We start from the raw sequence: 26,767 nt of genomic DNA, 5'->3' as shown, positions 1-26,767 counted from the left end.
AAAGAACAACTCTGTCTTTCGAAGCTCGCTTTCGTTTGAAAGGCTTTGCTTCAAGCGACTCATTTATTGTACTGCATCTCTTTCAGTCTGTCAAGAACTTTTTTATTTTTCTTTTTTGTCTGAAAGACAGCCACTCTGCATGTCCTGCAAGGCGTTTCCACTCAAGGAACGATGTTCTTGCATTCGCTGCTTATCGGCCGGTGTCTTGCGGCGACTTGTAATATATTACAGGGTTTTCACGTATTTGTCAACACCCTTTTTATATTTTTTTCTTTTACGCATTGCAGAAGCGATAGCCCGCGCCTCTCACGGTCTCGATGTAGTACGGATGCGCCGGATCCGCTTCGATCTTCTCCCGGATCCTGTTGATATGCACGGCCACCGTGGCACTGTCCCCCAATGCATCGATCCCCCAGATCCGTTCAAAGAGCCGTTCTCGTGAAAAGACAATGCCACGGTTTTCCATGAAGAACTGCAGAATCTCGAATTCCCGATTCGTCAGATGAATTTCCCGCTGCTGACAAAACACGCGGCGAGAATCCGGCTCCAGGACAAGGTCTTTGCAGCCCAGCCGCTTCACCACAGTCCCGCCCCTTCCCTTCAGCTGCGCATAGCGCGAGAGATGAGCCTTGACCCGTGCCACGAGTTCGCCGGGGCTGAAGGGCTTTGTCATGTAATCGTCCGCCCCAAGGCCAAAACCGCGGATCTTGTCGATATCAGTCTGACGTGCCGACACGATGATGACTGGGATATCGAGTTTGGTCCGGATGCGGCGGCAGAGATTGAATCCATCGATATGTGGCAGCATGAGATCCAGGATGACGAGGTCAAAATGGCCGCTCAACGCAGCTACCTGTCCTTTGGAGCCGTCTTCCTCAATCACTACCTCAAAATCAGATGCTTCCAGATAATCCCGCTCCAGCTCTGCGATCTCACGATCATCCTCCACGATGAGGATTTTTTTCATGATGCTCATCCCTTCCTCGCGTCTCTCACTGCGATACCTCGTGTTCTTTCTTCTTGTCCTTTTCGGGAAGCCACAGGCAGATGCAAAGGCCATGCGGCAGGGCCGGGCGGGCCCAGATGCGCCCGCCCATCGCCTCGACGATCTGTGCCGTGACAGCCAGCCCGAGGCCGCTGCCCTTTGCCACACCGGCTCTCGCCTTATCCGTGCGATAAAACGATTCAAAAATCCGCCCGAGATCTTCCTCAGCAACGCCGCGCCCCCGGTCCTCCCCTTCCAGGAGATAGCCGCCGTCTCGTTCCTGCAGGCGAAACGTCAGGCTGCCCGCGCACGCACCTCTGTATTTTATCGCATTGCTCAGGAGGTTGTCGAGCACGCGCTGAAACTGGATCCGGTCGAGCTGCACGCGAGCAGATTCTTTGCCGGTCTCATTGACGAACGACAGCGAAAACCCCTGATCGCGCAGAGTCTCTGCCTGCAGCGAGACGTACTGCTGCAAGATGGACACAAGATCTGCATGCTCCCAGTGGAAGGCGATCTTGCCGAGCTCCAATTTCGAAAGGAGAAAGAGTTCGTGGACCATGCTCTCCATACTCTTACTCGTGTGATAGACAAGCTCCAGATAATGCTGCTGTTTTTCCGGCGTATTGGCAATGCCGTCGAGAATGCCGCTCGTATACCCCTGGATCTTTGTCAGAGGCGTCGCCAGATCGTGTGCGATGCCCGCAAAGAGTTCTTGCCGATTCTTCTCATACTGTTCGCGGAGTTTTCGGCCAGCCTGCAATTGCCTGCGCATGTCTTCAAAAACAGCGGCCGTTTCACCCAGTTCATCTGTCCCATGGCTCTGTACCGGAGTATCGTAATCGCCCCGTCCGATGCGGCGAGCCGACTGCTGCAGATCCGTGAGAGGCTGGACGATATCGCGGGACATGCGCCGGACGAGGAATGTGCCCACGAGAATGATGATGATGGCTGCCAAAAGGAAGATGCCCCATCCCACAGCCTGCCATATCAGCCCCATGTGCGGCGGGAAGAATCCCTCGCCGATCTGGAAGGGGACCGGGCCCATCGCGACAGCGATAGACGCCTGATCCCGGGACACATAGCGGTAAACCAGCCCTGACTCATCCCAGCGCATCACATTGCCCTCCCCCGGTGCCGCCTGATACGAGGCGGCAATCAGGGCCTGCGCGCTTCCCGGCTCCGTTTCGTAATCCAGGTTGCCGTTGCGGATGACCGCCACCTGGATGCCCAGTTCCTCCATGGACTTCGTATGGCGTTCCAGCTTCTCATCCTCACCGCCGTCAACATTGGAGAACAGGTGGCTGAGCCCCAGGAGGACCGGGATCGTATCCCCTGCCTCCGGCCAGAGGATCTCCATCTCGCGTTCCCGGAAATTCCCGGTAGCGCGCAGGCCGTGAAAGACAGCACTGCCAATGCCGACCAGCAGCAGCACCGGTATGAGGACCATGATGACATTATTGAGCAGCAGCCGGTAGCGCACCGACAGGTCGCGCAGTTTCATACATCTCATCTCCTCCCGAAAATCCTGTGTCAGGGTATCTGCGGATTCTTCCGGTTCCCTGACAGGTATGTTTCCAGAATTCCATGCGATGCATCACTTTTCCTGCCCGTCATTTCTTCGTGGCCATCGTATGGCACCTCTGCATCCAGGCGGTAGACAACGTAATTGCTGCTGCTGCCGACCTCCTTCCAGTACCCGGGCACCTTCAGCCCGAGCTCTTTTACATGCTCCCGGTCTGTCACGAGAAGCGTATCCGCCCTCCGGTCCATCTTCTCAATGGAAGCAAACGGCATGACATTCGTCGCCGTCCAGCTCATCTTGTGCGGACGCGCCTTCTCGATGTCGTCCTGCGTGGCGACCAGGCGCTGCGGGCACAGCGAACTGTAGTATGCGATGGAGACCGGATACCGGATCCCATACGTCAGGATGACTGTGTCCGGCAGGCTCTGCTGCTCCAAGACCTTCGCAATGTCCTGACCGGAGCTGTTTCGCGTGGCAAGCGGAAAAATGGCAAACAGCGCGATGAGATAAGCGGCGCCCATGCCCCTTGCCATGCGCCAGAACATCGTTTCATGTCCGAGGAAGAAGCGGCCCATCAGGACAGCCAGCGGCATCATGTACGGGAAGGTGTAGGTCATGTATTTCGAGGCCATGCATTCAAATGCGACAAAGACAGACACGCTCCAGACCAAAAGGAAGCGCTCGCGCTCTCCTGACGGCAGATGCACCTCTCTCTTGAACAGGCGCCTGAGACACGACGGTACGACGACCAGTGACCAGGGGAAAAAGCCCACCAGGAAGACCAGCAGGTAATAATACCAGACATTGTTGCGCGGATGCTCCGAGACGGTTGCGCGCAGGACATTGTGCACGCCGAGGAATGTGTCGAGAAAGTCGCTGCCGTGCAGGAGGTACATCGGCACGTACCAGAGGCCGGTCACGACGAGAAAGAGCGCCAATCCGCCCAGCATGTGGATGCTGCAGAGCATGGACAGCCGCCGCTGCCAGAGGAGGAAGATCAAGATGACCAGCCCCGGCAACGCAAGGCCGATCGGGCCCTTATCGAGGACGGCGAGCGCGGCCGCAGCAAAAGCCAGATAATAATACCTGCCCCGGCCGCTCTCATAACCGGCATAAAAACTCATCAGGGATGCGCTGACCGTCGCGAAGAGCGTCATATCGGTGACGATCGCATGACCGAGATACCAGTACTCGACGGACACCCCGAGGAGCACGGCCGACAGCAGTCCTGTGCGGCGATCGTAGAGCCGCGCAGCAAATCCATATGTCATGAGGATGCCCGCCACGGCAAAGACAGCCGGAAAAAAGCGCGCGACAAAATCCGTCATGCCAAACAGATGAAACGACCCGATGAGTTCCAGGTAAAACAAGATGGGCTTGTCATACCAGTAATTGCCAAAGATCCGCGGCGAAACATAGTCGCCGGCCGCAATCATCTCTTTGGCCGTTTCCGCATAATTCGACTCCACGGGGTCGGTGATCGGCAGCGCCCAATTGCCCAGCATGTAGAGCAACAGGCCGGCAACTGCCAGGCTGAACACATCTTTTCTTCTCATCTCTTACCTCCTGCAATCCTGATTTCAGTTCAAGTATAGGGAGGAGAGATAAACACGTCTTAAACGGCGTCTAACGAACGAGAAAAACCGCCTCAACCTGCGGTCACAGGATGAGGCGGTCGTTTTAACCGCGCACGGCGCTCATTGTGCCGGCATCATGATGATGTTGACGGGCAGATTGGATGCGCCTGGCGGCGAGAACTCAAAGGTGACAGGGGCGCCTTCATAGACACCGAGGTCAGTGAGCTCTGTCGTCTCCGTCAGGATGGCCAGCCCCTCTTCGCGTGCCTTCTGGGTGGCATCCGACTCCGGCGGTGTCGCATCGCCGAAGTACGGCCGTTCATACGGCGTCTCGATCATGCGGCGCCTTACCGCATCCTGCGCCACCGTCATGGCGCCGGCGTAAATGCCGCCGAGCGGGCTCAGGTAGTACTGGACGGCGCCGCTCTTCACGACGGGAATCTGGAGTTTGTAGAGCACGCCGTAATTGCCGTAGTTCGTGACGGCGCTGCCGTCTGTCGCATCGATGCCCGTGCGATAGCGGTCATGGATGTCGTCAGCCAGTGGGAAGTAGACCGTGCCATCCACCGCGGGATCGTACGCCTTGGATGAAGTCAGCGTGCGGTTCATGCCCTGGAATGTGCCGCGCAGGCGCTGCTCGTCCTTCGGCAGCACCCTTGCCTGCTCGAGGAATTCGTATGGGTCGGTATCGGCTGGGTACATGATGACCGACACCTTGATCGGCCGGTTGGAGGCAAAGTCATAGACGCCGTAGACGAGGTCGCCGGGATGCAGGATGGTCGTATCCATATTCTCCTGCAACAGGCGGTGGCGGCCACGGCCGATGTAGATATCGCCGTGTGCCTCCCCTTCGAAGTACGCCATCTGCGTCATCTTGCCGACGTGGAGGTAGTCAGGGCTCGGGTAGCACGCGCCGCCGCGCGTCACGCGGACGATAGCAGGCTGGCCGTCCGCGCTCTGCAGGACGACAGCGACCTTCTTGTCGGAGTCGCTGCTGTTCAGGTGATAGTAGAGGATGCGCGCCTCCCCCTTGACGGTATCCTGGTAGAGGATGCCGTCTTCGGTAACTGACTCGGGGCTGTCCGAAAAGAGCAGCGTGCCGCCCTCATCCTTTGATTCGACGGGCCACATCTTCATGACATGCGACTTGAATGGCTTCTTGCCGGCATTCTGCGCGACGTGTTCCCGCAGGATTTCTGCCACCTTCTGCTGGATGCCGATGGCAGGATTCTGCTTTGCCTGCTCCTTCTTCTCTTTTTTCGCCACCTTCGCGTTTTTTGTGTCTTTTGTGTCCTTCTCGTCGGCAGCAGTTGCCAGCGCCTTGACCGCCTGCTGCATTTCTGCAGGTGCGGGCGCGGCTTCCTTATGGCGCGCCAGTGCATTCTGCGAAAAGAATACACCGGACAACAGGCAGGCCAGCAGCCCTGCGGCAATCTTCTTCTTGCGTCTCACGTGCGTGTTCTTCTTTCTTGTTCTTTGACTTGCATGGAAATGTCTCATGATTCATTCTCCAAATGCTGATGGATGCGGAGCTTCGTGAATACCTCTGCCTTCAACAGGCGAAGCTTGAATTCGAAGAGGCCGAAGCGCGGATGCGGGATGTTGACGCGCTGCATCAGGTACGGATTCGTCTCAAACGTATTGAGTCCGGCATCTCCCGTCACGGCTGTCAGGTAGCCATTCTGCTCCAGCAGTTCCGGCATGGTCTCATCGTACGCGCCGTTCGGGTAGGAGAAAGCGTAGACCGTATGGATGCCGTTCCACTCGAGCAGGAGCTTCGACAGATGCACTTCATCGAGCCGCCTTGCTGCGTCCATCGAGGTCAGCGGATCGTGGTTGGCCGTATGGCTGCCGATCTCGATGCCGCGCACCTGCATCGCGCGCAGCTGATCCCACGTGAGGTAGCCAGGCTGACCGATCTGATTCGTGATGACGTAGACCGTCGCCTTCATGCCGTATTCCTCGAGAATGGGCAGCATCTCCGTGTAATTGTCCTCATAGCCGTCATCAAACGTCAGGATGATGGGCTTTGCTGGCAGCTCCATCTTGCCGCGCTTCGCCTTCATGAAGTCGAGCATCGAGATGGTCGTGTAACCCTGCTGCTGGAGATAGTCGAGCTGCTGCCGGAAGTCCTCGGGAGGCACATTGTAGGCATAGGCATCTTCATCGACAGATTCCGCAACTTCGTGGTACTCGAGGACCGGGATGCCATCCGGTGCCGGCGAGAACACCAGCCAGAGGACGACAGCCAGGAGCAGGAACACGAGACCCAGTAACCATTTTTTCAAGCGACTCAAATCGTACAATCCCCTTCCTTTTTTTCCGCTGCCTGTTCTGCTGCAGCAGCCAATGCGTGGAGCTTGCGCAAGCGGTGATTCACGCCGGACTTGCTGACGCCGAGCATCTCTCCGAGCTCCACTATGCTCGCACCGGGCTCTTCAAGACGCGCCTCGGCCGTCTCGCGCAATCGTTCCGGCAGAGCGGCGAGGCCGCCCTCCCGCCGCTGCAGCACTTCAATGTCGTGGAGTTGGCGACCAGCCGCATCCACGGCCTTCTGCAGATTCGCCGTCTCACAGTTGACGAGGCGGTTGACCTGTGAGCGGACTTCCTTGATGTTGCGCGCGATCTCAAACTCTTCCACCGCCTTGTCGGCATGCAGCATGGCCAGGAAGTCGATGATCGCATCGCCCTCCTTGAGGTAGACGATGTAGGAGTCCTTGCGGTCCGTGAAGCCGACGGGAAAATCCATGCGCTTCATCAGCGTGTAGAGCAGATTGCCGAGGCCGTAACTGCCCGTGACGAGCTCCAGATGATAGCTGGCCTCCGGGCGGTTGACACTGCCCCCGCCCAAAAAGGCGCCGCGCAGATAGGCTGCGCGGCAGCACGTTTTCCGCAGGATGCCCATGTCGGAATCCATGTTGAGGCTCGCATCGTGAAGGAAGCCGAGATGCTCGAGGAGTGTCGCGACAGGCGGCGCCGGCATGACGCGGACGCTGTAGCTGTTGTTCTTCTTGAGCCTGCGGTTGCGGCTGACCGTGATCTCCGTGCGGATGCTGCCGCCCTCGCTCTTGAGGAGCTGCAGGACCTTGCGGGCCACGGCCGCATTCTCTGTCGTGAAATTGAGGCCAAAGGTATGGTGCATGCCGAACGTGATGGTCGCCCCCATGCGCAGGAGCGCTGCGAGCTCTGCCGTTCGGCAGCAAGAATCCTCATACGTCAGCCTGGCCAGCTCATTCTTGACCTCCGTTGAAAACGACGGCAAGGTCATACCTCCTATCTATTGATTCCACTAATTCGGATATCTCTCAATTATGCCTGCTTCGCATATAGTGGTCGCTGCCATTGCCGGGGCGCAGGCCGTCGACCATCTTCATGACATTGCGGCAGAGCTTCTGCGGATCATGGCGGATGACATCCGACTCATTGATGATGTCCGCCTTGAGGAAGCCGATGCCGAGCGCGTTGATGGCCTCCTCGTCGACTTCGACCGGATAAGCGCCTTCCTTGGCGTAATACGCCTGCATCTCCTTCGAGATGGGCGCGTTGTTGACGAGCATGTAGTCGATGACACCCTGCCCGCCGTGGTCGAGGATGGCCTTCGCGTGCATTGAGGCCGTATAGCCGTCCGTCTCGCCGGGCTGCGTCATGACATTGCAGATGTAGATCTTGACAGCCTTGCTCTTGCGCAGCGTCTCCGCCACGCCGTCGACGAGCAGATTTGGCATGATGCTCGTATAGAGGCTGCCCGGGCCGAGGATGATGGCATCGGCATGCATCAGCGCATCGAGTGCCGCCTGCACTGGCTGTACATGCGGCGGGAAGAGCTTGACGCGGCGGATGTGCTTGTGGACCTCCGGGATGTGCGACTCGCCCTCGACGACAGAGCCGTCGTCCATGATGGCGTCGAGGCGCACATGCTCCTTTGAGGCTGGCAGGACCTCGCCCTTGACGGCCAGGACCTTCGACGACTCGCGCAGGGCCGTCTCGACATCGCCCGTGACCTCTGTCATCGCCGCGATGAAGAGATTGCCGAAAGAATGGCCGGCGAGCTCGCTCTTGCCCTTGAAGCGGTACTGGAAGAGCTTTTCCATCAGCGGCTCCGTGTCGGCCAGCGCGACGAGACAGTTGCGCAGGTCGCCCGGCGGGATTATGCCGAGGTCTTCGCGCAGCCTGCCCGACGAGCCACCGTCATCGGCGACCGTCACGACAGCCGAGACATTCGACGTCGCCGCCTTGATGCCGCGCAGGAGCACGGAGAGGCCGTGGCCGCCGCCGATGACGGCGATGTTCGGCCCCTTGCCGAGCCGGCGCTTCTCGTAGATGATGTCGACGAGGCGCTCGGAATTATCCGGCAGCAGCACCATGATGACCGAGCGGATGACGAAGCGCGTCGCGATGAGCATGAGGCCGATGCCCACGATGACGACGGCGATGCCCACGAGCGTCGTGAACATGTAGTTGTAGCTGCCCTTCCAGAGGTAGACCGCGCGGAAAATCGCCTCCTCGATCAAGTCGAGGTACTTGTAGTTGAAGACCAGGGCGAGTCCGAGGCTGACGAGCATGACGCCGACCGAGAAGAGCAGCAGCCATCGCTTGAATTTCATGCCCGGATAGAGCCATTTCAGAAGATGCATGCTCAACACTCCTCACGTACATGCTCACGCACATCGTTCTTCATAAGGTCGCGGTGCTCGAGGCGCGTCGAGTAACCCTGCGCCGTCAGGCGATCGAAGATGTGCTTGGCGATGTAGACACTGCGGTGCATGCCGCCCGTGCAGCCGACTGCGATGACGAACTGACTCTTGCCCTCTTTGATGTACTGCGGCACGAGGAAATCGATCATCTCATCGAGCAGGCGCGTGAACTCCTTTGTCACCGGCCACTTCGCGATGTACTCCGCGACCTCCGGCACAGCGCCGCTCTTGTGGCGCATCGATTCGATGTAGAAGGGGTTCGGCAGGAAGCGCACGTCGAACACCATGTCCGCATCGAGCGGCATGCCGAACTTGAAGCCGAACGACAGCACGTTGATGCTCATCTGCTCGCCGCCCGACGTGCCGAACAGCCGGTGGATCTTGTCGCGCAGGTCGACCTTGCGCAGTTCCGACGTGTCAATGATGTACGTCGCCTTCGCGCGCACGGGTGCCAGGCGCTCGCGCTCCTTCGCGATGCCTTCGGAGATGCGCGAGGTCGGCGCCATCGGATGGCGGCGGCGCGTCTCCTTGTAGCGGCGGATGATGGCCGGGTCGGATGCATCCATGAAGAGCATCTCATAGGGCACATCGTCCTTGTCCATGTCGTTGAGCGTGTGGACAAACGTGTCAAAGAACTCGCGGCTGCGCGTGTCGACGACGAGCACGACCTTGCGGACATGGCCGCCGGAATGCTTGCAGAGCTCGACAAACTTCGGGATGAATACAGGCGGCAGGTTGTCCACGCAGAAGTAGCCGAGATCCTCGAGGTAGCGGCTCGCCTGCGTCTTGCCGCCGCCCGACATGCCCGTCACGATGACGAGGCGGAAGCCTTCTTCCTTTGCCTGTTCCGTTTTTACCATTTCACTCATCTGTCCCACCTCCGAGTACCAGATCATAGATGGCCTTAGCGAAGCCGAATTCTTCGCAGCGGCCCGTCTCGTAGTCACAGACCGCCTTGACCTCCGGCACGGCATTGCCCATCGCCACGCTGTGGCCCGCAGCCTTGAGCATCGGCAGGTCGTTGTACGAGTCGCCGATGGCCATCGTATCCTCGATGGCGATGCCGAGCTTCTCAGCCAGGCGGCGCAGCCCTTCGGCCTTCGATACACCCGGGTTGACAATCTCACCGTAGCGGGCGTTCGACTGCATCGCAACGATATCCGCGCCAAAGCGCTCATTGAGGATGGCGAGACGGCGCTCCGTCTCCTGGCCGTCCTCTGAAATGGTCAGCAGCTTGCAGACCTCCTGCGTGTGTTCGCGCAGGCCATCCCAGCCGACGACATGGGCCGTGACCTTCTGCGCATTCTCATATCCCTGCGCATAGGCATCATGCACCGGCACCCAGAGCTCATCGCGGCTGTACGACTGCAGGTACCAGCCCTGCTCTTGGCAGAAGTCCACGACCTTCCCGATGACCTCCGGCTTCAGGTAGCTCGTGTGGTAGACCTTGCCCTGCGCCGACTTTATGAGCGCGCCGTTGTAGGTGATGATCGGCACATCGACGCCGAGCGCCTCCGCCACAGGCAGAGCTGCCCGGTACATGCGCCCCGTCGCGATCGTCACGATGACGCCGGCGCGCACGGCCTTCTGCACGGCTTCTATATTTTCACGCGGAACATCCTTGCCGCTCGGCAGCAGCGTCCCATCAAGATCTGTCACAAAAAGTTTTACTGACATAGTAGCGCCTCCTTCATATACGGAAGTAACCTAGTCTTATTATCCCCACATCGGCCCCAAAATGCAAGTCAGCAGAATGTCTTTGCTTATTTCTTTCTCCATGATAGAATAGAAAGATGTTATTTTCCTGACAAACGAAAGAAGGTCTTTTCTTGAACTGGAAGCTCGTCCTTGCGATTCTCACGTGCAATATCCTCTTCATGTCCTCAAGTTACACCATGCTCATCCCGTTCCTGCCGATGTACCTGACGATGGAACTCGGCGTTTCGGAAGCCGATGTCAACATCTGGTCCGGCATCGTCTTCTCCGCCTCATTCCTCGTCTCCGCCATCATGGCACCGATCTGGGGGCGCATGGCTGACACGAAGGGCAAGCGCATCATGGCCATGCGCGCGAGCTTCCTGCTCTCCATCAGTTACTTCCTCGGCGGCATCGTCGAGACGCCGGGGCAGCTCACGCTCATGCGCCTCTTCCAGGGCTTCGCCTCAGGCCTCTGGCCGATGGATCTCGCCATCATGACGCTCTACGCGCCGCCGAAAAAGCTCGGCTTCTGCCTCGGCGTCATGCAGGGCACTCTGACGGCAGGCGGCGTCGTCGGGCCGCTGCTCGGCGGCGTCCTTGCCGAGGCTGTCGGCATGCGCTACTCCTTTTTCCTGGCCGCCGCCGCGCTCTTCATGAACTTCCTGATCTTCACCTTCATCATCAAGGAGCCGCCCACTGCCAAGAAGGCAGCTGATCAGGAAGCGGCACCCGAAGAGGATGTCTCGCCCTGGCGCATGCCGCTGCTGCGCAACATGCTGCTCTGCGGCACGCTCGTGCAGATGGTCATCCTGATCCTGCAGCCGGTCCTCACGACGTACGTCGCCAAGCTCGCAGGCCCCATGCCGAACATCGTCTTCGTCGCAGGCCTCGTCTTCTCGCTCGGCGGTATCGCGGGCGCCATGGCCGCGCCATTCTGGGGAACCTTCGGACAGCGGCGTGGCTTCTTCCGCGCCATGTGCCTCGGCATGGCGGGCGCCGGCCTCTCCATGATCATCCAGGGCATCCCCGACACCCTCCTGCCGTTCGCCGTCATGCAGTTCGTCGGCGGCCTCTTCTTCTGCGGCATCCATCCGTCCATCAACGCCGTGCTCGCCAGCAACACCCCGCCGTCCTACAAGGGGCGCATCTTCGGCATGCTGTTTGCCGCACAGCAGGTAGGCTCCATGGCTGGCCCCCTGCTCGGCGGCCTCATTGCGACATACCTCGGCATCCACTGTGTCTTCGCCTTCTCCGGCCTCCTGCTGCTCTGCCTGAGCTCTGCCATCTGGCACCGCTACCGCGGCCAGCGCGGCTGCTGAGCGCGCACGATCTTCTGCGATTTTGCAGAAGCAGCAGGACTTTGCGCCGCCCGCGCAGAAATAACATGTGATTTACGCATGACGTAAATCGTGATGGACGATTCACAGCCATATATTACCCACTGCCTCAACCTCGTATCCCGAAGGATGTGTCCCGTATGAACTTTCACTACGCAGATAAAATCGCTTACTTCTTCATCGCCTTTTCCCTCTACCTGCTGCTGCGCGCCTTTTCCGAAGTGCACGTCGCACCGCTGACGAACATCCTGCTCTACGTCTCCATCGCCATCTCCCTGCTCGCCAGCAACATCCCGCGCGTCATCGACATCCCGCTCCACTTCGCCTACCCCGTGCGCTGCGTCGAGATCTTCAGCTTCGGCCTAGCCGTCGTCTGCTTCCTCGTGCTCTGCATGCGCCATATGTTCATCTAAACGACTGCACTTTTACCAGCAAAAAGGCCAGGACCCAAAAAGAGGTCCTGGCCTTTTTCTATGATAAGCGATATCAAGGTCAAGCCTTGGCAGCTGCGGCTTCCCAGCCGAGTTCGAGGGCTTTCATGTTGGCCTCGACGGTGTGCGGCGGGACGCGGTTGGCGACGGCTTTCTTGATGGCGTCGAAGGAGACGATGCCGGTGAGGCGCACGAGGGCGCCGAGGGCGACGATGTTTGCAAAGAGCGGCTTGCCGACTTTCTCGATGGCAAGCTTCGTGATGGGGATGCGCACGACGTGCGGGAAGTCGGGCACATTCGGGACGAGCTGCTCATCGAGGACCAGGAGCCCCGCGGGATTGAGGTCCTTCCAGTACTTGTCGGCCGCTTTCTGCGTCATGGCCAGCACGAGGTCCGGCACGAGTACGTGCGGATGGTAGATGGGCGCATCGTCGATGATGACCTCGGATTTCGACGCGCCGCCGCGCGCCTCCGGGCCGTATGACTGCGACTGGACGGCTTCCTTGCCCTCGTCGACTGCCGCAGCCGCCAGGATGATGGCCGCCGTGATGACGCCCTGTCCGCCCGAACCGGATAATCTAAGCTGTTTCCTCATTTGTCAGCACCCCCTGCGCGTTCGATGACCTGATCGTATGCAGCATCGTAGTCGATGGCCTGCGAGCTGTAGAGGCAGCCAATCGGGAACTTGTCCTCGCGCTTCTCCTCTGGCAGCTTGTCCCAGGCCGCCTTCATGACAGCGTGGTCGCGCATCCACTTGAGCATGTCAGCCGGGCTGCCCATGCGGTTCTTGCGGCCAAAGGCCGTCGGGCACTGGACCATCGCCTCAATGAACGAGAAGCCCTTGTTGTCAAGGCCATCGGCGATCATGTTCGTCATGTGCTGGACGTGGAAGGCCGTCGAGCGCGCGACATACGTCGCGCCGGCCGCCTCCGCGAGCTTGCAGGCATCGAAGGTGCGGTCGACCGAGCCGTACGGAGCCGTCGTCGCCTTGGCGCCGACAGGCGTCGTCGGCGAAGCCTGGCCGCCCGTCATGCCGTAGATGTTGTTGTTGAACATGATGACCGTGAGGTCCACATTGCGGCGGCAGCCGTGGATGAAGTGATTGCCGCCAATGGCCGTGCAGTCGCCGTCGCCCGTGATGACGATGACGTTGAGGTCCGGATTGGCGAGCTTGATGCCCGTCGCGAACGGGATGGCGCGGCCGTGCGCCGTGTGCAATGTGTCAAAGTCCATGTAGCCCGAGGCGCGCGACGAGCAGCCGATGCCCGAGACGATGACCGTGTTGTCCTGCGACCAGCCCTTCTTCTCGACGGCCTGGACGATGGCCTTCATCGCGATGCCGTTGCCACAGCCGGGACACCAGAGATGCGGCAGATGATTCTGGCGGAAATATTGTTCAAAACTCCGTTCCATCACGCATTACCTCCTGCAATCATATTCTCGATGGCGGATGTGATGTCCGCCGGTTCAAATGATTTCATGTCGTACTTGCCGCAGAGCGTGACCTTGCAGTCACTGTGCGCAGCGCGGCGCACTTCGTGGACAATCTGCCCGTAGTTGAGCTCTGCCACAAGAATGCCCTTGACCTTGGCCGAGAGCGCCTCAATGGCCTTGTCGGCAAACGGCCAGATGGTCATGAGGCGTAGCATGCCGACCTTGCGGCCTTTCTCGCGCTCCATGCGCACCGCCTCATAGGCCGTGCGCGCCGAGCCGCCGAACGAGACGACGGCATACTCGGCATCGTCCATGAAGTACGACTCCGTGTGGATGATCTCCTCGCCGGCGCGCGCGATCTTCTCGTGCAGGCAGCGGATGGACGCCTCCGTAACCTCCGGGCTGCCGGACGGGAAGCCCGTATCATCGTGAATGAGGCCCGTCACGTGGATGCGGTAGCCCTGGCCGAAGTCTGCAACATTCGGCACGAGATCCTCGTCCGGCGCAAACGGCTCATAGCCCTCCGCACGCGACTTCTTCGGCTTGCGGCGCGGATAGACCTCTACATGCTCCGGCAGCTCGACCTTCTCGCGCAGATGGCCGATGACCTCGTCCATGAGCAGGATGACAGGCGTGCGGAAGCGCTCCGCGTAATTGACGGCCATGACCGTCGCATCGTACGTCTCGCGCACGCTCCACGGCGCGAGCGCGATGATAGGATGGTCGCCGTGCGTGCCCCAGCGCGCCTGCATGACATCACCCTGCGACGGCGAGGTCGGCTGGCCCGTCGACGGGCCGACGCGCTGCACATCGACGAGCACGCACGGGATCTCCGCGCAGGCCGCGTAGCCGATGAGCTCCTGCTTGAGGGAAAAGCCCGGGCCGCTCGTCGCATCCATGACCTTGCTGCCCGCCAGCGACGCACCGAGGATGGCGCCCATGCTCGCGATCTCATCTTCCATCTGGACGAACTTGCCGCCGTGTTTCGGCAGCAGGCGCGCCATCGTCTCCGCGATTTCCGTGGACGGCGTGATCGGATAGCCGGCGAAGAAGTTGACGCCAGCTGCGATTGCACCTTCTGCGCAGGCCTCATTGCCCTGCATCAATCTCGCTTTGCTCATTGTGCTGCCTCCTTGACTCTATCCACAAAAATCGCATAATCGGGGCAGCGCAGCTCACACTGGCCGCAGCCGATGCACGCCTCCTTGTTGACGACCTGTATCTTGCCGAGCTCGCTGACCGCCAGCACGGACTTGGGGCAGAACGCCGCACAGATGCCGCAGCCCTTGCAGCGCACCGTCTTGATGGTGATCTCTGACTTCATGGTATTCCCTCCTGAAGATATCACAGCTTCATATGTGAATAATGCATAGTAACTATGTTTCTTTCGCCATATACTTTTACATCATAGCAGATAATTGCCTAAAAATCCAGCTTTATTGTAAATTTATGGTTGTATACAAGACAAATGTGCATAGAACCGAGTACAAATTCCTCTCCTATCACATCCTCTATTGGATAGTTCGCCGCCAGGAGACATTTCCCCTTCTTTTCGGCGGGCGGCAGGATTTTCCTCTACCCGTCGCCAATAATAGAGGTACACATGAGCACAATCCATGCAAGACATATACAGGGGGTTTTCTTATGCAGAGTTTTGAATTCAAGATGCCGACCGAGATCATCTTCGGCCGCCATGCTGAGGACCGCGTAGCCGAGAAGCTGCGCGCGTACGGCGCGAGCCGCGTCTACATCGTCTACGGCGGCGGCAGCGTCGTCAGGAGCGGCCTGCTCTCGCGCATCGAGTGCCAGCTGACGTCAGGCGGCCTGGCCTTCCAGGTCCTCGGCGGCGTCCAGCCGAATCCGCGCGTCGCGCTCGTGCGCGAGGGCATCCGCGAGGCGCTCGCCTTCAAGGCGAACTTCATCCTCGCTGTCGGCGGCGGCAGCGTCATCGACTCGGCCAAGGCCATCGCGCACGGCGTGGCCAACCCGGGCACGGATATCTGGGATTTCTGGAGTGGCCGCGCCAAGCTCGAGAAGACGACGCCCGTCGGCTCTGTGCTGACGCTCGCAGCGGCTGGCAGTGAGACGAGCGACTCCGCCGTTCTGACGAACGAGGACACGATGCGCAAGGTCGGCCTGAACACGCCGCTCAATCGCCCGGTCCTCGCCTTCATGAACCCGGAACTGACCTTCACCGTCCCCGAGAAGCAGCTCGTCTGCGGCGTCTCCGACATCATCATGCACACGCTCGAGCGCTACTTCACCAAGGTCAAGGAGGCCAACGTCTTCACCGACCGCGTGGCGGAAGACCTCATCAAGACCGTCATGGACGCCTCAAAGGCAGCCGTCAAGGACCGCGAGGACTACGATGCCATGAGCGAGATCATGTGGTGCGGCAGCGTCTCCCACTCCAACTTCACGGAGCTCGGCCGCGGCAAGGACTTCTCCGTCCACAAACTCGGCCACGAGCTCAGCGCCCGCTTCGACGCGACGCACGGCGCCTCGCTGACATCGCTCTGGGGCTCCTGGGCCCAGTACGTCTACCAGGATGACACGGCCCGCTTTGCGCAGTTCGCCGAGCGCATCTTCGGCATCGAGGCAAGCGCGGGCACAGAGGAAGAGCGCGCCCGCCAGGGCATCGAGAAGATGGTCGCCTACTTCAAGAGTCTCGGCATGCCCGTGAGCCTGCCGGAACTCCTCGGCACCAAGCTCAACGACAGCGAGCTCTACAGCCTCGCCGACCTCGCCACGGCCGGCGACACGAAGAAGCTCGGCACCTTCCACCCGCTCAATCGCAAGGATGTCCTCGCCATCTACAAGCTTGCCAACAGATAAGAAGCGCACATGCAAAAGCCCCGGCCCTGGATGAAAATCATCCGGGACCGGGGCTTTCTATGACTCAGGGTTATCGAATTACAGTCAGTTCAAACGAACGCGATCATTTGCCAAGAGCAGCCTGACCTTTGTCGAGGAGTTCCTTGCCGCAGTGCTTGACGACGAGGCACGCGAGCGTCATCAGGGCGATGGCGAGCACGAGCTGCAGGCCGTCGACGCCGATGAGGAACTTGCCGGCCATGAGCTTCATGATGCCGCCGTAAACGCTCATGACGAGCGCCGTCATCGTGACGATGAACATGAAGACCATCGGCACGTAGAGCATCCAGCCCTTGCGGTTCGTCATCTTGAGGAAGACGGCGAGCGAGATCAGGACGAGTGCGGAGAGCAGCTGGTTGGCTGCGCCGAACAGCGGCCAGATATTCATGTAGCCAGCGAGGCAGAGGCCATAGGCGAAGATGAGCGTGAGGATCGTGGAGACGTACTTGTCCATGAAGAACTTCTGCGCACCGCTTGCCTCGACGCCATCGCTCGGCTTGATCATCTCCTGGAAGGACATGCGGCCGATGCGGGCGACGGAGTCAATCGTCGTCATGCCGAGTGCCGATACGCACATCGTGATGAAGCAGGCAGAGAAGCCGGCCGGCAGGCCGAAGATGTTCGTGAAGAACGTGCTGATGCCAGCTGCGAAGATCTGGAACGGCGTGCCCTGTGCCATGACACCGTTCGAGGCAGCAGCGCAGGCGATGGCCAGAGCGACGACGCCGAGCATGCACTCGCAGAGCATCGCGCCATAGCCTACTGGCAGCATATCCTTCTCATTGGCGATGGCCTTCGAAGACGTGCCGGAAGATACGAGGCTGTGGAAACCGGAGACCGCGCCGCAGGCGATCGTGATGAAGAGGATCGGGAACAGCGGCTTGCCGCTGACTTCAAAACCGACAAAAGCCGGCATATTGACCGACGGGTTGGCGGCGATGACACCGATGACGCCGCCGGCGACCATGCCGAGAAGCAGGAAGGAGCTCAGGTAATCGCGCGGCTCCATGAGCAGCCACATCGGCAGGACGGCTGCGATGAAGCAGTAGCCGAAGACGATGTAGCGCCAAGTCGGCACATCGAAATAAAGCGGGAACTGCATGCCGACCGCGAACATCGCGATGACGAGCACGACGGCAACGATGAACTTCAGGACGCCGGACGGCTTGACCTTGCTGATGAAGATGCCGAAGCCCATGGCGACAACGATGTAGAGCATGGAAATCGTAGCGGCCTGTGCGCCCGGCGTGTTGAGCGTGCCGTTGGCGCCGAAGCCGTTGAACGTCTTCGCGATGATATCGGCAAAGGCTGCGATGACGAGCAGCGTGAAGAGCCAGCTGAACAGCAGGAACAGGCGGCGTCCCGTGCGGCCGACGTACTGCTCAATCAGCAGGCCCATCGACTTGCCTTCATTCTTGACCGATGCGTAGAGCGCCGTGAAATCCTGGACTGCGCCGAAGAACGCGCCGCCGATCAGGATCCAGAGGAAGGCCGGCAGCCAGCCGAACATCGCTGCGATGATTGGGCCGGTCACAGGGCCTGCGCCCGTAATGGACGAGAACTGATGTGCAAAGACCGTGAAGCGTGAGGCCGGGGAGTAATCCTGGCCATCGTTCTTGCGGACAGCCGGCGTCGGAGCCTTCGGGTCGATGCCCCAAGTCTTCGCGAGCCAGCGCCCATAGAATAAGTACGCACACGCGAACCAGACGAGTGCGATACCGACAAGCATTAATCCTGTCATATGAATCCCTCTTTCCTACCCAAATGAAGCATACAATAAATCCCGTTCGCAATGTTCGCGAACGGGACCCGTTTGTCTTCAAGCAAAATACACGCCGTCGACAAGGTCATTCGCATCGTTGCGATAGACACTTAATGGATAATTTGTATCTTAGCACTCGATTATATAGTTGTCAACTTGTAAAGGAAAGAAATAATTTTCAGAGTGTTTTCATTTTTGCGCGTTCCTTCTTCCAGACCCAGACGCAGCGGATGCCGGGGTGCATGTGCGGCAGCACGAAGCAACGGCTGCACGAGAGGCAGATGGACTTCTCGCCGCCAGAAAGCTCCTTCGTGACGAAATCCGGCTCGGCAATCAAAGCGCGGCCGAGCGAGACGCACGCGATGCCCGCCTCGATGACCGTCTCCATGTCCGCGAGCGAGCGCACGCCGCCGACGAGGCTCAGCGGCATGTCGGGCACCTCTTCGTGCAGGCGCTTGATCTGCGGCAGGTAATAGAGCGTCGCCGTCTTCGGCTGATTGATGAAGTCAACGCCCGAGAACTCGACGAGCTCGACGCCGAGTGCCTTCGCGCGCTGCAGCAGCCAGACCATGTCGCGGTGATAGCCCTCGGCATCCTCCGCCTTCGTGTCGACATTGACCTTGAGCAGCACCGGGAAGTCCTCACCACAGGCCTCTTGGATGCCGCGGATGATCTCCTCCGTCATGCGGAAGCGGTTCTCGATGGTACCGCCGTATGCGTCCTCGCGCTGGTTGAACGTCGGGTCGAGGAAGCGCGAGAGCAGGTACGAGTGGGCCGCATGGAGCTGGACGCCGTCGCAGCCAGATTGCTGCAGGCGCTTTGCCGCTTCAATGAAGCACTGCTCGATGTGGTGGATCTCCTCCACCGTCAGCGCGCGCGCATGGCGGCCCTTCTTGAGCGGGCGCGCGACGACGTCGACGAGGTCCTCGTTGTCGATGGCACGCGGGCCAGCGTGGTTGATCTGCGGGATGAAGCGCACATCGTGCGCATGGGCAATCGCGACAGCCTTGCGGAACTGGTCCGTAAAGCAGTCCTCGTAGATGTTGACCTGTTCCGGATTGGCGCGGCCCAGCGGGTCTACGCAGCAGTGGCCCGTGATGATCGTGCCGATGCCGTTCTTCGCCAGTACCTCATACATGTTGTATTCGGCCGCCGTCATGTAGCCGTCTTCCCCTGCGAGGAAACTGTGCACGGCCGAGCGGATGATCCGGTTCTTCAGGGCAAGGTGCTGCAGCTGCAGCGGCGTTTCGATGATGCTCATGATAACTCTCCTATGAATCCAAGATAAAAGAAAAGGGCTGTCGTTTGTCAACAGCCTCTTGCTTGTTTGATTACTGGTCGACGCGGCAGATGTCCGCGCCGAGGCCGACGAGCTTCTCGACGAGATTGTCGTAGCCGCGGTCGATGTGGTGAATGTAGCCGACCTGCGTCTCACCCTCCGCGACGAGGCCCGCGAGGACCATCGCTGCGCCGGCGCGCAGGTCCGTTGCCTTGACCTGGCAGCCGTAGAGCTTCTCCACGCCCTCGACGATCGAGGTGCGGCCGTCGATCTTGATCTTCGCGCCCATGCGCTTGAGCTCGTCAACGTGCATGAAGCGATTCTCGAAGACCGTCTCCGTGACGACGCCCGTGCCCTCCGAGATGGCCATCATCGCCATGAACTGGGCCTGCATGTCCGTCGGGAAGCCCGGATACGGCATCGTCTTGATGTCGACCGACTTCGTACGGCGGTCGCACGTCACGCGGATGCCGTTGACATCCTCCTCGATCGTCACGCCGGCTTCCTTGAGCTTGGCAATGACCGGCTTGAGGTGCTCGCTGATTGCGTTCTCGATGTAGACATCGCCGCGCGTCATCGCAGCAGCCACCATGTAGGTACCCGCCTCGATGCGGTCCGGGATGATCGTGTAGTCGCGGCCCGTGAGCTTCGGCACGCCGTCGATCTTGATGACATTCGTGCCGGCGCCGCGGATCTTCGCGCCCATGACGTTGAGGTAATTTGCGAGGTCCACGATCTCCGGCTCCTGGGCCGGATTCTCGAGAACCGTCTGCCCCTCGGCCATGGAAGCCGCCATGATGATATTCTCCGTCGCGCCGACGCTCGGGAAGTCGAGGTAGATCTTCGCGCCCTTGAGGCCTTCCGGAGCAGCTGCCTCGATGAAGCCGTGGCCGACGCGGATCTCTGCGCCGAGAGCCTCGAAGCCCTTGAGGTGGAGGTCGATGGGACGCGTGCCGATGGCACAGCCGCCCGGCAGGGAAATCTTGGCCTGTCCGCAGCGAGCGAGCAGCGGTCCCATGATCAGGAAGGAGGCGCGCATCTTGCGCACGAGATCGTACGGCGCCTCGCAGCTGCCGATGACCGTGCTGTCGACAAACAGCTGATGCGTCTCCTTGCGGAACTCTGCCTTGACGCCGAGTTTCTGCAGTACCTCCGTGATCGTATGCACATCTTCAAGCGCCGGCACTTCGTCGAGAAGGCTCGGCGAATCCTGTCCGAGAAGAGTTGCCGCGATAATCGGCAGTACCGCATTCTTCGCCCCGCTGATCTTGACGCGGCCCTCCAGCCGGCGTCCGCCATGTATAACCAACTTTTCCATTTAAGTCCTTTTTCCTCCTATAGCAGCACAGCCACTTCGCCCGCTGTGCTTAAAGCATCATTTTCCAGTGTATCATCATATTCACCTGCTGACAATAGGGGGCGGTCACTTTCTCTCGACCTGCAGGGTGCTATGGATGACATTGTCGATGATATAGTTCGTCGTGAATTTCGTCTCACCTGCATTCTCGTTCTTCGGCTTGTTCAGCGAGAACGAGAACTTGCGCTGCTGCGCGGCCTCGCGGGCCGCCTTGGCCGCCTCGCGTGCGGCCTTGCGCTGCTGCGCTGGCGTCATCACCTGGGCCTGTGCGCCAGGCGCGATGATGATCTCGTTATTGCGGCCCGTGCGCTTGAGGCCCTGGAGCTTGTCCTTCGTCGTCGCCGTCTTGTCTTCCTGCGCGATGAGGTCGAGGCCCGTCTGCTGCAGGAGCTTGAGCTGCGCGATCGGCGCGACACCGCCGCCGCGGATGTCGAGCGTCAGCGGCCCCTCAGGTGCCGTCACGGGCACGCGGTACGGGATGAGCAGCGTCTCCTTGTCGCGGCGGTACGGCTTGATCGTCGTCGTGAACTTGACGAGATCGCCCGGCTTGACCGTCGCCTTGTCGGGCACAGCCGAGAGGAGCGTCGCCGTCTTGCGGCCGTTCTCCATCTGCACATCGACCTGGACATCGACGATGTCCGACTCCTGTTCCGTATTCGAGCAGACGATGCTCATGGCCTGCATGAGCTCGCCGACCGCGATCTGGCCGACGTCGGCCGTGTTGTAGAACATGTTGCTGCGCTCGAACTTGCCGCCTTCTGCCGCATTCGTGCGGATGGTGAAGTGGACATTGGCCGTGCTGCCGGCCAGCGTGTCCGACGTCTTCGTCATCGCCGCATAGGCGATGCCGCCCGAGAGCTCCGGCAGGAAGTCCTCGTCATAGGCGATGCGCGCACCGTAATCATCCGTGCGGCCGAGCGTCGTATCCTTGATGCGGACCTTGACCGGCACGACTGTCGGGAAGTCGCCGATCGTGCCCGCGATGCCCGTCTCGCGGTCCTGGCTGATGCGGCCAATGATGTTGCCGATATTCGCGATCTTCATGCCATTGCTCTGGCCGCTGATCGTGCCGACGACCGTCGCGTCCGTCATGAAGTAGTTGACGTTGCCGCGATGCAGGAACGGATGGCCGAAGCCGAGGATCTTCTTGCCGTCCACAGCCGTGACCGTGCCCGTCGCGCCGACGGCGAAATCGCCGTAGACGATGGCGACGCCGACGGCACTGCCCGGCTTGAGGCTCGCGTTGTAGAGCGTATTGCCCTCGCCTTCCGTGCGGACGCCCATCGGCATGAAGGTCACATCACGACCGACCGGCACATTCTTCTGCAGGAAGTCGATGCCCGGCTGGCTGAAGCCCGAGAGGTACATGACGGCCTTGGGCTGCTTCGTCAGGGCTTTCTCATCCTTAGCCTGAGCCTTATCCTCAGCTGCCGCAGCCGTTTTCGCGGCCGCGGCGTCCTTGACCGGAGTGGACGCTTTGGCCGCCTCGTCAACTGCTGCCTTATCTTCAGCAGTCGCGGCCTCCTCGGCAGGTACATCCGCTGCCTTCTCGGCTTTGGCCGCATCCTTGGCGGCCGCTTGATCCGCCGTCTCTACAGCAGCAGACTTGGCTTTCTCAGCCTCGGCCTTTTCTTTCTCAGCCGTTTCCTTCTCGGCTGCTTCCTGCTTGGCCTTCATCTCCTGGGACGTGTCCTCAGCCTCGTGTATGACGTCCATGATGCGGTTGAGGATGGCATTGCCGCTTGTCTCGGCCTTTTTGTTCTCCTCTTCCTTCTCCTTAGCCGCCTGCTTCTTGCGCTCCTCGACGACCTTGTGCATGTTGACCGTCTTGAGGCGCGTCTTGTTCTTCGTGTCCGGCATCGTCCAGAGCTTCATCATGTCCTCGATCGGCGTGATGAAGAACGTGTATGGCGTCATCTCCTTGATGCCGGCCGCCACGGCGCCGACGAGGCGGCCGTTGACGTAGACGGGGCTGCCGCTCATGCCCTGCAGGATGCCTCCCGCTTGCTCAATCACGGGGCCGCGTGCGCGTGCCATGATCATGCGGGACGACCCCTTGCCATTGTCCATATTGCCCACGATGTCCACATCGAAGCTGCGGATCTCGCCCGAGCTGTCCACTACGGTATAGGCCGTGCCCGTCATGCCACCCTTGACATCCCGGAACGGCAGAATGGGGTCCATCGCATGGGCTGGCACAGCAGCCGTTGCGAAGCACATCGCAGCGATGCCCGTCGCGATGACCTTCTTCATGAATCTATGCAAACGTACTCACCTCGTAAACGCAAAATCAAGAATCAAATAAAATGGGAAAAATACTGTTAGTTTCCATTATAGCATACTCGTCCAGCCCTGTGCATTCCCGATTGCGAAATGTGAGCTGCTGCCAATGTCTCACTTCGCGACGAGGACCAGGGCGTCGCCGACGAGGCGCTCCTGGCCGTCCGACGGAGAGTTCTGGACCTCGCCGTTCACGACGAGGTCGGACGAGCCGCCGCCGTCGAGGTTCAGCGCATCCTGCGCGCCGAACTTCACGAGCAGCCGCGCCCAGTCCGTCAGCGTCAAGCCGACGCTGTGAGACTGGCGGCCGTCGACGACAGCCAAGAGATAGCGGCCGTCCTTCGTGATGCCGACAGCGCTGCGCGGCGCGCGGCCGATGCGGATGTCAGCCGGGAAGTCCTCCTCATCGACCGTCACATTGACGCGGCCGTTCGCGACGAGGCGCGGGCCGCAGCCGATGATGAAGTCCATCCCCTGCCAGCCGCCGCCGAGATTCTCCTCGATGGATACGGGGTCGCCGACCTGCACGCCGGCGAGCTCATCAGCCACCGTGCCGTGCACCGAGAGGACGACGCCGTCCGCGGGAATCGGCGAATCGTTCTGGCGGATGTCTGTGACGCGACCGCCGCGCACGATGTACTCGCGGCCGTACTCATTCGTACCCGTCGAAGCGCCATAAGCGCGATTGTAGATGACGAGACTGTCCGCGCCGCGCTCGCAGTCGACACCGGCCACGCTGACGCTGACGCCGCCCATCGTGACCATGCCGTCATACGAGATCTTGCCGAAGACGGGCGTGCCGTCCTTGCGCAGGCCGAAGGCCGAACGCGTGTAGTACGTCGTGCCGACCGTCTGGCCGTTCATCTGCGTGACGCCGAGGATGTCGCCGGCCGGTGCGAAGTACGAGGCATTGATGCCCGCGACGCCGCCCGCTCTCGCGACGATGCCGCTGACCGCCTCACGCCCCGGGATCCTGCCCTTGGCCAGAGCCGGCACGAGGCGGTAGCGCGCGGGGTCCGCCTCTAAGAGCCAGGCCGAGATCTTGCCGTAGTCGTCCCAGTATACATACGTGTGTTCCGTAAGGCCCGGCGCGATCTCCTGCACGTAGTCGCCGTCGATGGCCCCCGGCATGCCAGAGGCATTGCCCGAAGCAGGCTTGCCCAAAGATGGCTTGCTGGTGGTCGTCTTACTCGAAGCAGTCTTGTGCGAAGGCATGCTCACCGCCGTATCCGGCACGACATCGACGAAGATCCGCGTCGGGTTCTTCAGCGTGCGGACCCGATACGTGAGGCCCGCCTTGAGCTTCATCGTGACGATGAGGTGCTTGCCCTTTTTATTGTAGGCAATCGACTCGATGCGGCTGCCCTTGGCCGGCACGGCCGCAAAGCCCTTGTACGAAGTGTCGGCGAGGTCGAGCGTCAGCGTGCGGCCGTCAGCCGAGACGGCAGTCGTGTAGGCCGGCAAATCCGTGAATTCGTAGACCACGCGGTCGTGCTCGCTGCCGCTGTGGAAGCGCATCGAGGTCAGCCCCGCCGCCATCGCGAAGCTCTGCCCCAGAAACAGCGCCGCAGCCGCAAACACAGCCGCGCGCCGAAGAATCCTGTTCATCATAGTACCCCTTCCCATATAAAAAACCTTCCTCGCACGGCGCAGATGCGCAGATGCGGGGAAGGAAAGCACAGCCTTTATTTCCCGATCTTGAGGTTCATGGCCTTGCCGTCGAACTTCGAGAACGTGTCGAGCGCCTTGCCGCAGCCGAGTGCGACGCAGGAGAGCGGGTCATCCGCAAGTGCCGTCGGGATATCCGTCTCGCGGCGGATGAGCTCGTCGAGGCCGAAGAGCAGCGCGCCGCCGCCCGTCAGGATGATGCCGCGGTCCATGATGTCCGCCGAGAGCTCCGGCGGCGTCTCCTCGAGGACCTTCTTGACGCACTCGACGATGCGCGAGACAGAAGCGCCGATGGCCTCTGCCACCTGCTTCGTCGTGATCTGCACCGTCTTCGGCAGGCCCGTCAGGAGATCGCGGCCGCGGATGTCGAGCGTCTCATCGCGCGCCTCAGGATACGCAGCGCCGACCTTGAACTTGATGTCCTCCGCCGTGCGCTCGCCGATCATGAGGTTGAACGCGCGCTTGACATAGGCGATGATGTCCGAGTCGAACTTGTCGCCGGCGATGCGCAGCGACTCGCTGTTGACGATGCCGCCGAGGCTGATGACCGCGATGTCCGTCGTGCCGCCGCCGATGTCGACGATCATCGAGCCGCACGGCTCCACGATGTCGAGACCGGCGCCGAGCGCTGCCGCGAGCGGCTCCTCAATGAGCTGCGTGTGGCGCGCGCCGGCCTGCTCAGCAGCTTCCTGCACCGCGCGCTGCTCGACCATCGTGCAGCCCGACGGGATGCAGATCATGATGCGCGGGCGGAAGACGAAGCTGCGGCCGACGACCTTCTCGATGAAGTGGCGCAGCATGCTCTCCGTGATGTCGTAGTCCGCGATGACGCCCTCGCGCAGCGGGCGGATGGCGACGATGTTGCCCGGCGTGCGGCCGATCATGCGGCGCGCCTCCTCGCCGATGGCCAGCACACGGTTCGTGTCCTTGTCCACCGCGACGACGGACGGCTCGCGCAGCACGATGCCCTTGCCCTTCACATAGACCAGCACGTTGGCTGTGCCAAGGTCGATGCCGATATCCATTGACATACCAAACATTTTATTGAAATCCCCTTCCAACCGATAAAAGAATGATATCATACCTTCTGAAAAGATTATGGCAGAACTGACTGAAAAGCAGCGGGAAATGCAGCCGCCGCACCATGAACGCCCTCTTTTCTATTGATATACTATATAATAATTCGCGTGCTTTTACAATGGGTGAAATGGTCGAAAAAGCCAGAAATGTGACCATTTGCGGCAGGCGCAGCACTAATTTGCAAAATTTCATGTTATTTACGATAACTTATTTATCGTTTGCCTCTTCATGAGACGCATTGACAACGCTGAAACAGGATGATACGATAAACTCGACTTAGTAAAATTTTATTAGGAGACTTATTCATGAAAAAAGCAATTGCCATCCTGCTCATCATCGTCGCGGCCTTTCTCGGCACGCTGCTCTACTTCCACGCGCACGACACGCGCACGGCCGACAGTCTCTCGGCCTATGCGCGCATCGAGTTCACGGGCCTGCGCGGCTCTGACGGCTCAGCGACGAGCGCTCACTTCACCGTCTGGGATACGCGCTACGACGGCGCCAAGGCCGACTCCAAGGTCACGCTCGTGACCGACTCCAAGGAGTGGCCGCTGATCGCCTCCGTCAAGCAGAAGGACGCTGGCTCCTTCCAGAAAGAGAACGAGATCTCCGTCTTCCTGCCGGCCGCCACGCTCGACGACATCAAGAAGGCCACGACCGTCCGCTTCCGTTACAGCTACAAGGACGGCCAGACGATCGACCTGCCGCTCAATGACGCCGACCTCGCCTACTGGAAGGGCCAGGTCGAGTAAGCCATCGGCTGCATACATGACATAAAAAGAGCAT

24 protein-coding genes are annotated in these 26,767 nt (G+C 60.2%); 5 read left to right on the top strand and 19 right to left on the bottom strand.

Annotated elements, in window-relative coordinates; all coding sequences use genetic code 11:
* A partial coding sequence (locus tag B2X55_RS00300) for a hypothetical protein (protein ID WP_286820410.1) occupies nucleotides 1-221 on the top strand: 221 nt, incomplete at its 5' end.
* A gap of 53 nt (nucleotides 222-274) precedes the next feature.
* On the opposite strand, the gene B2X55_RS00295 is transcribed toward B2X55_RS00300, so the two are convergent.
* The 9 genes from B2X55_RS00295 to B2X55_RS00255 all read right to left on the bottom strand — a co-directional run bounded on the left by B2X55_RS00295 (nucleotide 275) and on the right by B2X55_RS00255 (nucleotide 10,458).
* Nucleotides 275-976, bottom strand: coding sequence for a response regulator transcription factor (locus B2X55_RS00295; protein WP_286820409.1), 702 nt, complete (start codon nucleotides 974-976; stop codon nucleotides 275-277).
* Between the two features lie 16 nt (nucleotides 977-992).
* A complete protein-coding gene (locus B2X55_RS00290) occupies nucleotides 993-2,489 on the bottom strand; it encodes a sensor histidine kinase (protein WP_286820407.1) in 1,497 nt (498 codons plus the stop codon).
* A gap of 29 nt (nucleotides 2,490-2,518) precedes the next feature.
* Nucleotides 2,519-4,066 (bottom strand): ArnT family glycosyltransferase, encoded by a 1,548-nt coding sequence (locus B2X55_RS00285; protein WP_286820406.1) that lies wholly within the window; start codon nucleotides 4,064-4,066, stop codon nucleotides 2,519-2,521.
* Between the two features lie 141 nt (nucleotides 4,067-4,207).
* Complete coding sequence (locus tag B2X55_RS00280) at nucleotides 4,208-5,539, bottom strand: copper amine oxidase (protein WP_414683468.1); 1,332 nt, start codon at nucleotides 5,537-5,539, stop codon at nucleotides 4,208-4,210.
* A gap of 44 nt (nucleotides 5,540-5,583) precedes the next feature.
* A complete protein-coding gene (locus B2X55_RS00275; protein WP_270528665.1) occupies nucleotides 5,584-6,375 on the bottom strand; it encodes a polysaccharide deacetylase family protein in 792 nt (263 codons plus the stop codon).
* Between the two features lie 5 nt (nucleotides 6,376-6,380).
* A complete protein-coding gene (gene whiA, locus B2X55_RS00270; RefSeq protein WP_270528664.1) occupies nucleotides 6,381-7,355 on the bottom strand; it encodes a DNA-binding protein WhiA in 975 nt (324 codons plus the stop codon).
* A gap of 37 nt (nucleotides 7,356-7,392) precedes the next feature.
* Nucleotides 7,393-8,721 (bottom strand): gluconeogenesis factor YvcK family protein, encoded by a 1,329-nt coding sequence (locus B2X55_RS00265; protein WP_286820404.1) that lies wholly within the window; start codon nucleotides 8,719-8,721, stop codon nucleotides 7,393-7,395.
* A gap of 2 nt (nucleotides 8,722-8,723) precedes the next feature.
* A complete protein-coding gene (gene rapZ / locus B2X55_RS00260; protein ID WP_082427758.1) occupies nucleotides 8,724-9,650 on the bottom strand; it encodes an RNase adapter RapZ in 927 nt (308 codons plus the stop codon).
* Nucleotides 9,643-10,458, bottom strand: coding sequence for a Cof-type HAD-IIB family hydrolase (locus B2X55_RS00255; protein ID WP_286820401.1), 816 nt, complete (start codon nucleotides 10,456-10,458; stop codon nucleotides 9,643-9,645). The genes rapZ and B2X55_RS00255 overlap by 8 nt, the downstream gene beginning before the upstream one ends.
* Before the next feature lie 152 nt (nucleotides 10,459-10,610).
* Here B2X55_RS00255 and B2X55_RS00250 point away from each other — a divergent pair, with 152 nt between their 5' ends.
* Complete coding sequence (locus B2X55_RS00250) at nucleotides 10,611-11,798, top strand: MFS transporter (RefSeq protein WP_286820399.1); 1,188 nt, start codon at nucleotides 10,611-10,613, stop codon at nucleotides 11,796-11,798.
* Between the two features lie 158 nt (nucleotides 11,799-11,956).
* Nucleotides 11,957-12,229 carry a hypothetical protein gene (locus B2X55_RS00245; protein ID WP_286820398.1) on the top strand — a complete coding sequence of 91 codons (273 nt, stop codon included), beginning with the start codon at nucleotides 11,957-11,959 and terminating at the stop codon, nucleotides 12,227-12,229.
* 79 nt (nucleotides 12,230-12,308) lie between these two features.
* Here B2X55_RS00245 and B2X55_RS00240 read toward each other — a convergent pair whose 3' ends face one another.
* Genes B2X55_RS00240 through B2X55_RS00225 form a run of 4 tightly spaced genes read right to left on the bottom strand, consistent with a single transcriptional unit; the run spans nucleotide 12,309 to nucleotide 15,005 of the window.
* Entirely contained in the window at nucleotides 12,309-12,842 is a 534-nt protein-coding gene (locus B2X55_RS00240; RefSeq protein WP_036378479.1) for a 2-oxoacid:acceptor oxidoreductase family protein, read from the bottom strand.
* The gene (locus B2X55_RS00235; protein WP_226868380.1) at nucleotides 12,839-13,660 is read right to left on the bottom strand and encodes a 2-oxoacid:ferredoxin oxidoreductase subunit beta; all 822 of its coding nucleotides are present in this window, start codon (nucleotides 13,658-13,660) and stop codon (nucleotides 12,839-12,841) included. The genes B2X55_RS00240 and B2X55_RS00235 overlap by 4 nt, the downstream gene beginning before the upstream one ends.
* On the bottom strand, nucleotides 13,660-14,802 hold the full coding sequence (locus B2X55_RS00230; protein WP_286820396.1) for a 2-oxoacid:acceptor oxidoreductase subunit alpha: 1,143 nt from the start codon (nucleotides 14,800-14,802) through the stop codon (nucleotides 13,660-13,662). The genes B2X55_RS00235 and B2X55_RS00230 overlap by 1 nt, the downstream gene beginning before the upstream one ends.
* A complete protein-coding gene (locus B2X55_RS00225) occupies nucleotides 14,799-15,005 on the bottom strand; it encodes a 4Fe-4S binding protein (RefSeq protein ID WP_036378476.1) in 207 nt (68 codons plus the stop codon). Before B2X55_RS00225 ends, B2X55_RS00230 begins: the two co-directional genes overlap by 4 nt.
* Nucleotides 15,006-15,325: 320 nt before the next feature.
* Between B2X55_RS00225 and B2X55_RS00220 the strand changes: the two genes are divergently transcribed.
* Nucleotides 15,326-16,516: an iron-containing alcohol dehydrogenase gene (locus B2X55_RS00220; RefSeq protein ID WP_286820395.1), complete on the top strand. Its 1,191-nt coding sequence runs from the start codon at nucleotides 15,326-15,328 to the stop codon at nucleotides 16,514-16,516.
* Between the two features lie 103 nt (nucleotides 16,517-16,619).
* Here the strand turns inward: B2X55_RS00220 and B2X55_RS00215 are convergent, their stop codons facing one another.
* From B2X55_RS00215 to B2X55_RS00190, 6 genes are all read right to left on the bottom strand, one after another.
* On the bottom strand, nucleotides 16,620-18,296 hold the full coding sequence (locus B2X55_RS00215) for a carbon starvation CstA family protein (protein WP_036378474.1): 1,677 nt from the start codon (nucleotides 18,294-18,296) through the stop codon (nucleotides 16,620-16,622).
* A 199-nt stretch (nucleotides 18,297-18,495) separates the two neighbouring features.
* Nucleotides 18,496-19,578, bottom strand: coding sequence for an NADH:flavin oxidoreductase (locus B2X55_RS00210; protein ID WP_055162765.1), 1,083 nt, complete (start codon nucleotides 19,576-19,578; stop codon nucleotides 18,496-18,498).
* Between the two features lie 70 nt (nucleotides 19,579-19,648).
* Nucleotides 19,649-20,914: a UDP-N-acetylglucosamine 1-carboxyvinyltransferase gene (gene murA / locus B2X55_RS00205; protein WP_036378472.1), complete on the bottom strand. Its 1,266-nt coding sequence runs from the start codon at nucleotides 20,912-20,914 to the stop codon at nucleotides 19,649-19,651.
* 105 nt (nucleotides 20,915-21,019) lie between these two features.
* A complete protein-coding gene (locus B2X55_RS00200) occupies nucleotides 21,020-23,206 on the bottom strand; it encodes a SpoIVB peptidase S55 domain-containing protein (protein WP_414683470.1) in 2,187 nt (728 codons plus the stop codon).
* A 141-nt stretch (nucleotides 23,207-23,347) separates the two neighbouring features.
* On the bottom strand, nucleotides 23,348-24,841 hold the full coding sequence (locus B2X55_RS00195) for a phosphodiester glycosidase family protein (protein WP_286820391.1): 1,494 nt from the start codon (nucleotides 24,839-24,841) through the stop codon (nucleotides 23,348-23,350).
* Between the two features lie 77 nt (nucleotides 24,842-24,918).
* On the bottom strand, nucleotides 24,919-25,941 hold the full coding sequence (locus B2X55_RS00190) for a rod shape-determining protein (protein ID WP_036378469.1): 1,023 nt from the start codon (nucleotides 25,939-25,941) through the stop codon (nucleotides 24,919-24,921).
* 345 nt (nucleotides 25,942-26,286) lie between these two features.
* Here B2X55_RS00190 and B2X55_RS00185 point away from each other — a divergent pair, with 345 nt between their 5' ends.
* Nucleotides 26,287-26,733: a hypothetical protein gene (locus B2X55_RS00185; protein WP_055162772.1), complete on the top strand. Its 447-nt coding sequence runs from the start codon at nucleotides 26,287-26,289 to the stop codon at nucleotides 26,731-26,733.
* Nucleotides 26,734-26,767: the final 34 nt, after the last annotated feature.

This window comes from Mitsuokella sp. UBA4253 (assembly GCF_002395285.1).
GTDB lineage: Bacteria > Bacillota > Negativicutes > Selenomonadales > Selenomonadaceae > Mitsuokella > Mitsuokella jalaludinii.
Note: the sequence above shows the minus strand (reverse complement) of the source record. Positions and strands in the feature narration are given on the sequence as shown.

Bases quoted from the DNA above. Each gene is read 5' to 3' on its own strand.
- B2X55_RS00210 (WP_055162765.1), bottom strand. From the start codon at position 19,578: ATGAGCATCATCGAAACGCCGCTGCAGCTGCAGCACCTTGCCCTGAAG.
- murA (WP_036378472.1), bottom strand. From the start codon at position 20,914: ATGGAAAAGTTGGTTATACATGGCGGACGCCGGCTGGAGGGCCGCGTC.
- B2X55_RS00195 (WP_286820391.1), bottom strand. From the start codon at position 24,841: ATGAACAGGATTCTTCGGCGCGCGGCTGTGTTTGCGGCTGCGGCGCTG.
- B2X55_RS00190 (WP_036378469.1), bottom strand. From the start codon at position 25,941: ATGTTTGGTATGTCAATGGATATCGGCATCGACCTTGGCACAGCCAAC.
- B2X55_RS00235 (WP_226868380.1), bottom strand. From the start codon at position 13,660: ATGGAACGGAGTTTTGAACAATATTTCCGCCAGAATCATCTGCCGCAT.
- B2X55_RS00255 (WP_286820401.1), bottom strand. From the start codon at position 10,458: ATGTCAGTAAAACTTTTTGTGACAGATCTTGATGGGACGCTGCTGCCG.
- B2X55_RS00265 (WP_286820404.1), bottom strand. From the start codon at position 8,721: ATGCATCTTCTGAAATGGCTCTATCCGGGCATGAAATTCAAGCGATGG.
- B2X55_RS00290 (WP_286820407.1), bottom strand. From the start codon at position 2,489: ATGAAACTGCGCGACCTGTCGGTGCGCTACCGGCTGCTGCTCAATAAT.
- B2X55_RS00295 (WP_286820409.1), bottom strand. From the start codon at position 976: ATGAGCATCATGAAAAAAATCCTCATCGTGGAGGATGATCGTGAGATC.
- B2X55_RS00200 (WP_414683470.1), bottom strand. From the start codon at position 23,206: ATGAAGAAGGTCATCGCGACGGGCATCGCTGCGATGTGCTTCGCAACG.
- whiA (WP_270528664.1), bottom strand. From the start codon at position 7,355: ATGACCTTGCCGTCGTTTTCAACGGAGGTCAAGAATGAGCTGGCCAGG.
- B2X55_RS00220 (WP_286820395.1), top strand. From the start codon at position 15,326: ATGCAGAGTTTTGAATTCAAGATGCCGACCGAGATCATCTTCGGCCGC.
- B2X55_RS00185 (WP_055162772.1), top strand. From the start codon at position 26,287: ATGAAAAAAGCAATTGCCATCCTGCTCATCATCGTCGCGGCCTTTCTC.
- B2X55_RS00240 (WP_036378479.1), bottom strand. From the start codon at position 12,842: ATGAGGAAACAGCTTAGATTATCCGGTTCGGGCGGACAGGGCGTCATC.
- rapZ (WP_082427758.1), bottom strand. From the start codon at position 9,650: ATGAGTGAAATGGTAAAAACGGAACAGGCAAAGGAAGAAGGCTTCCGC.
- B2X55_RS00225 (WP_036378476.1), bottom strand. From the start codon at position 15,005: ATGAAGTCAGAGATCACCATCAAGACGGTGCGCTGCAAGGGCTGCGGC.
- B2X55_RS00215 (WP_036378474.1), bottom strand. From the start codon at position 18,296: ATGACAGGATTAATGCTTGTCGGTATCGCACTCGTCTGGTTCGCGTGT.
- B2X55_RS00245 (WP_286820398.1), top strand. From the start codon at position 11,957: ATGAACTTTCACTACGCAGATAAAATCGCTTACTTCTTCATCGCCTTT.
- B2X55_RS00285 (WP_286820406.1), bottom strand. From the start codon at position 4,066: ATGAGAAGAAAAGATGTGTTCAGCCTGGCAGTTGCCGGCCTGTTGCTC.
- B2X55_RS00230 (WP_286820396.1), bottom strand. From the start codon at position 14,802: ATGAGCAAAGCGAGATTGATGCAGGGCAATGAGGCCTGCGCAGAAGGT.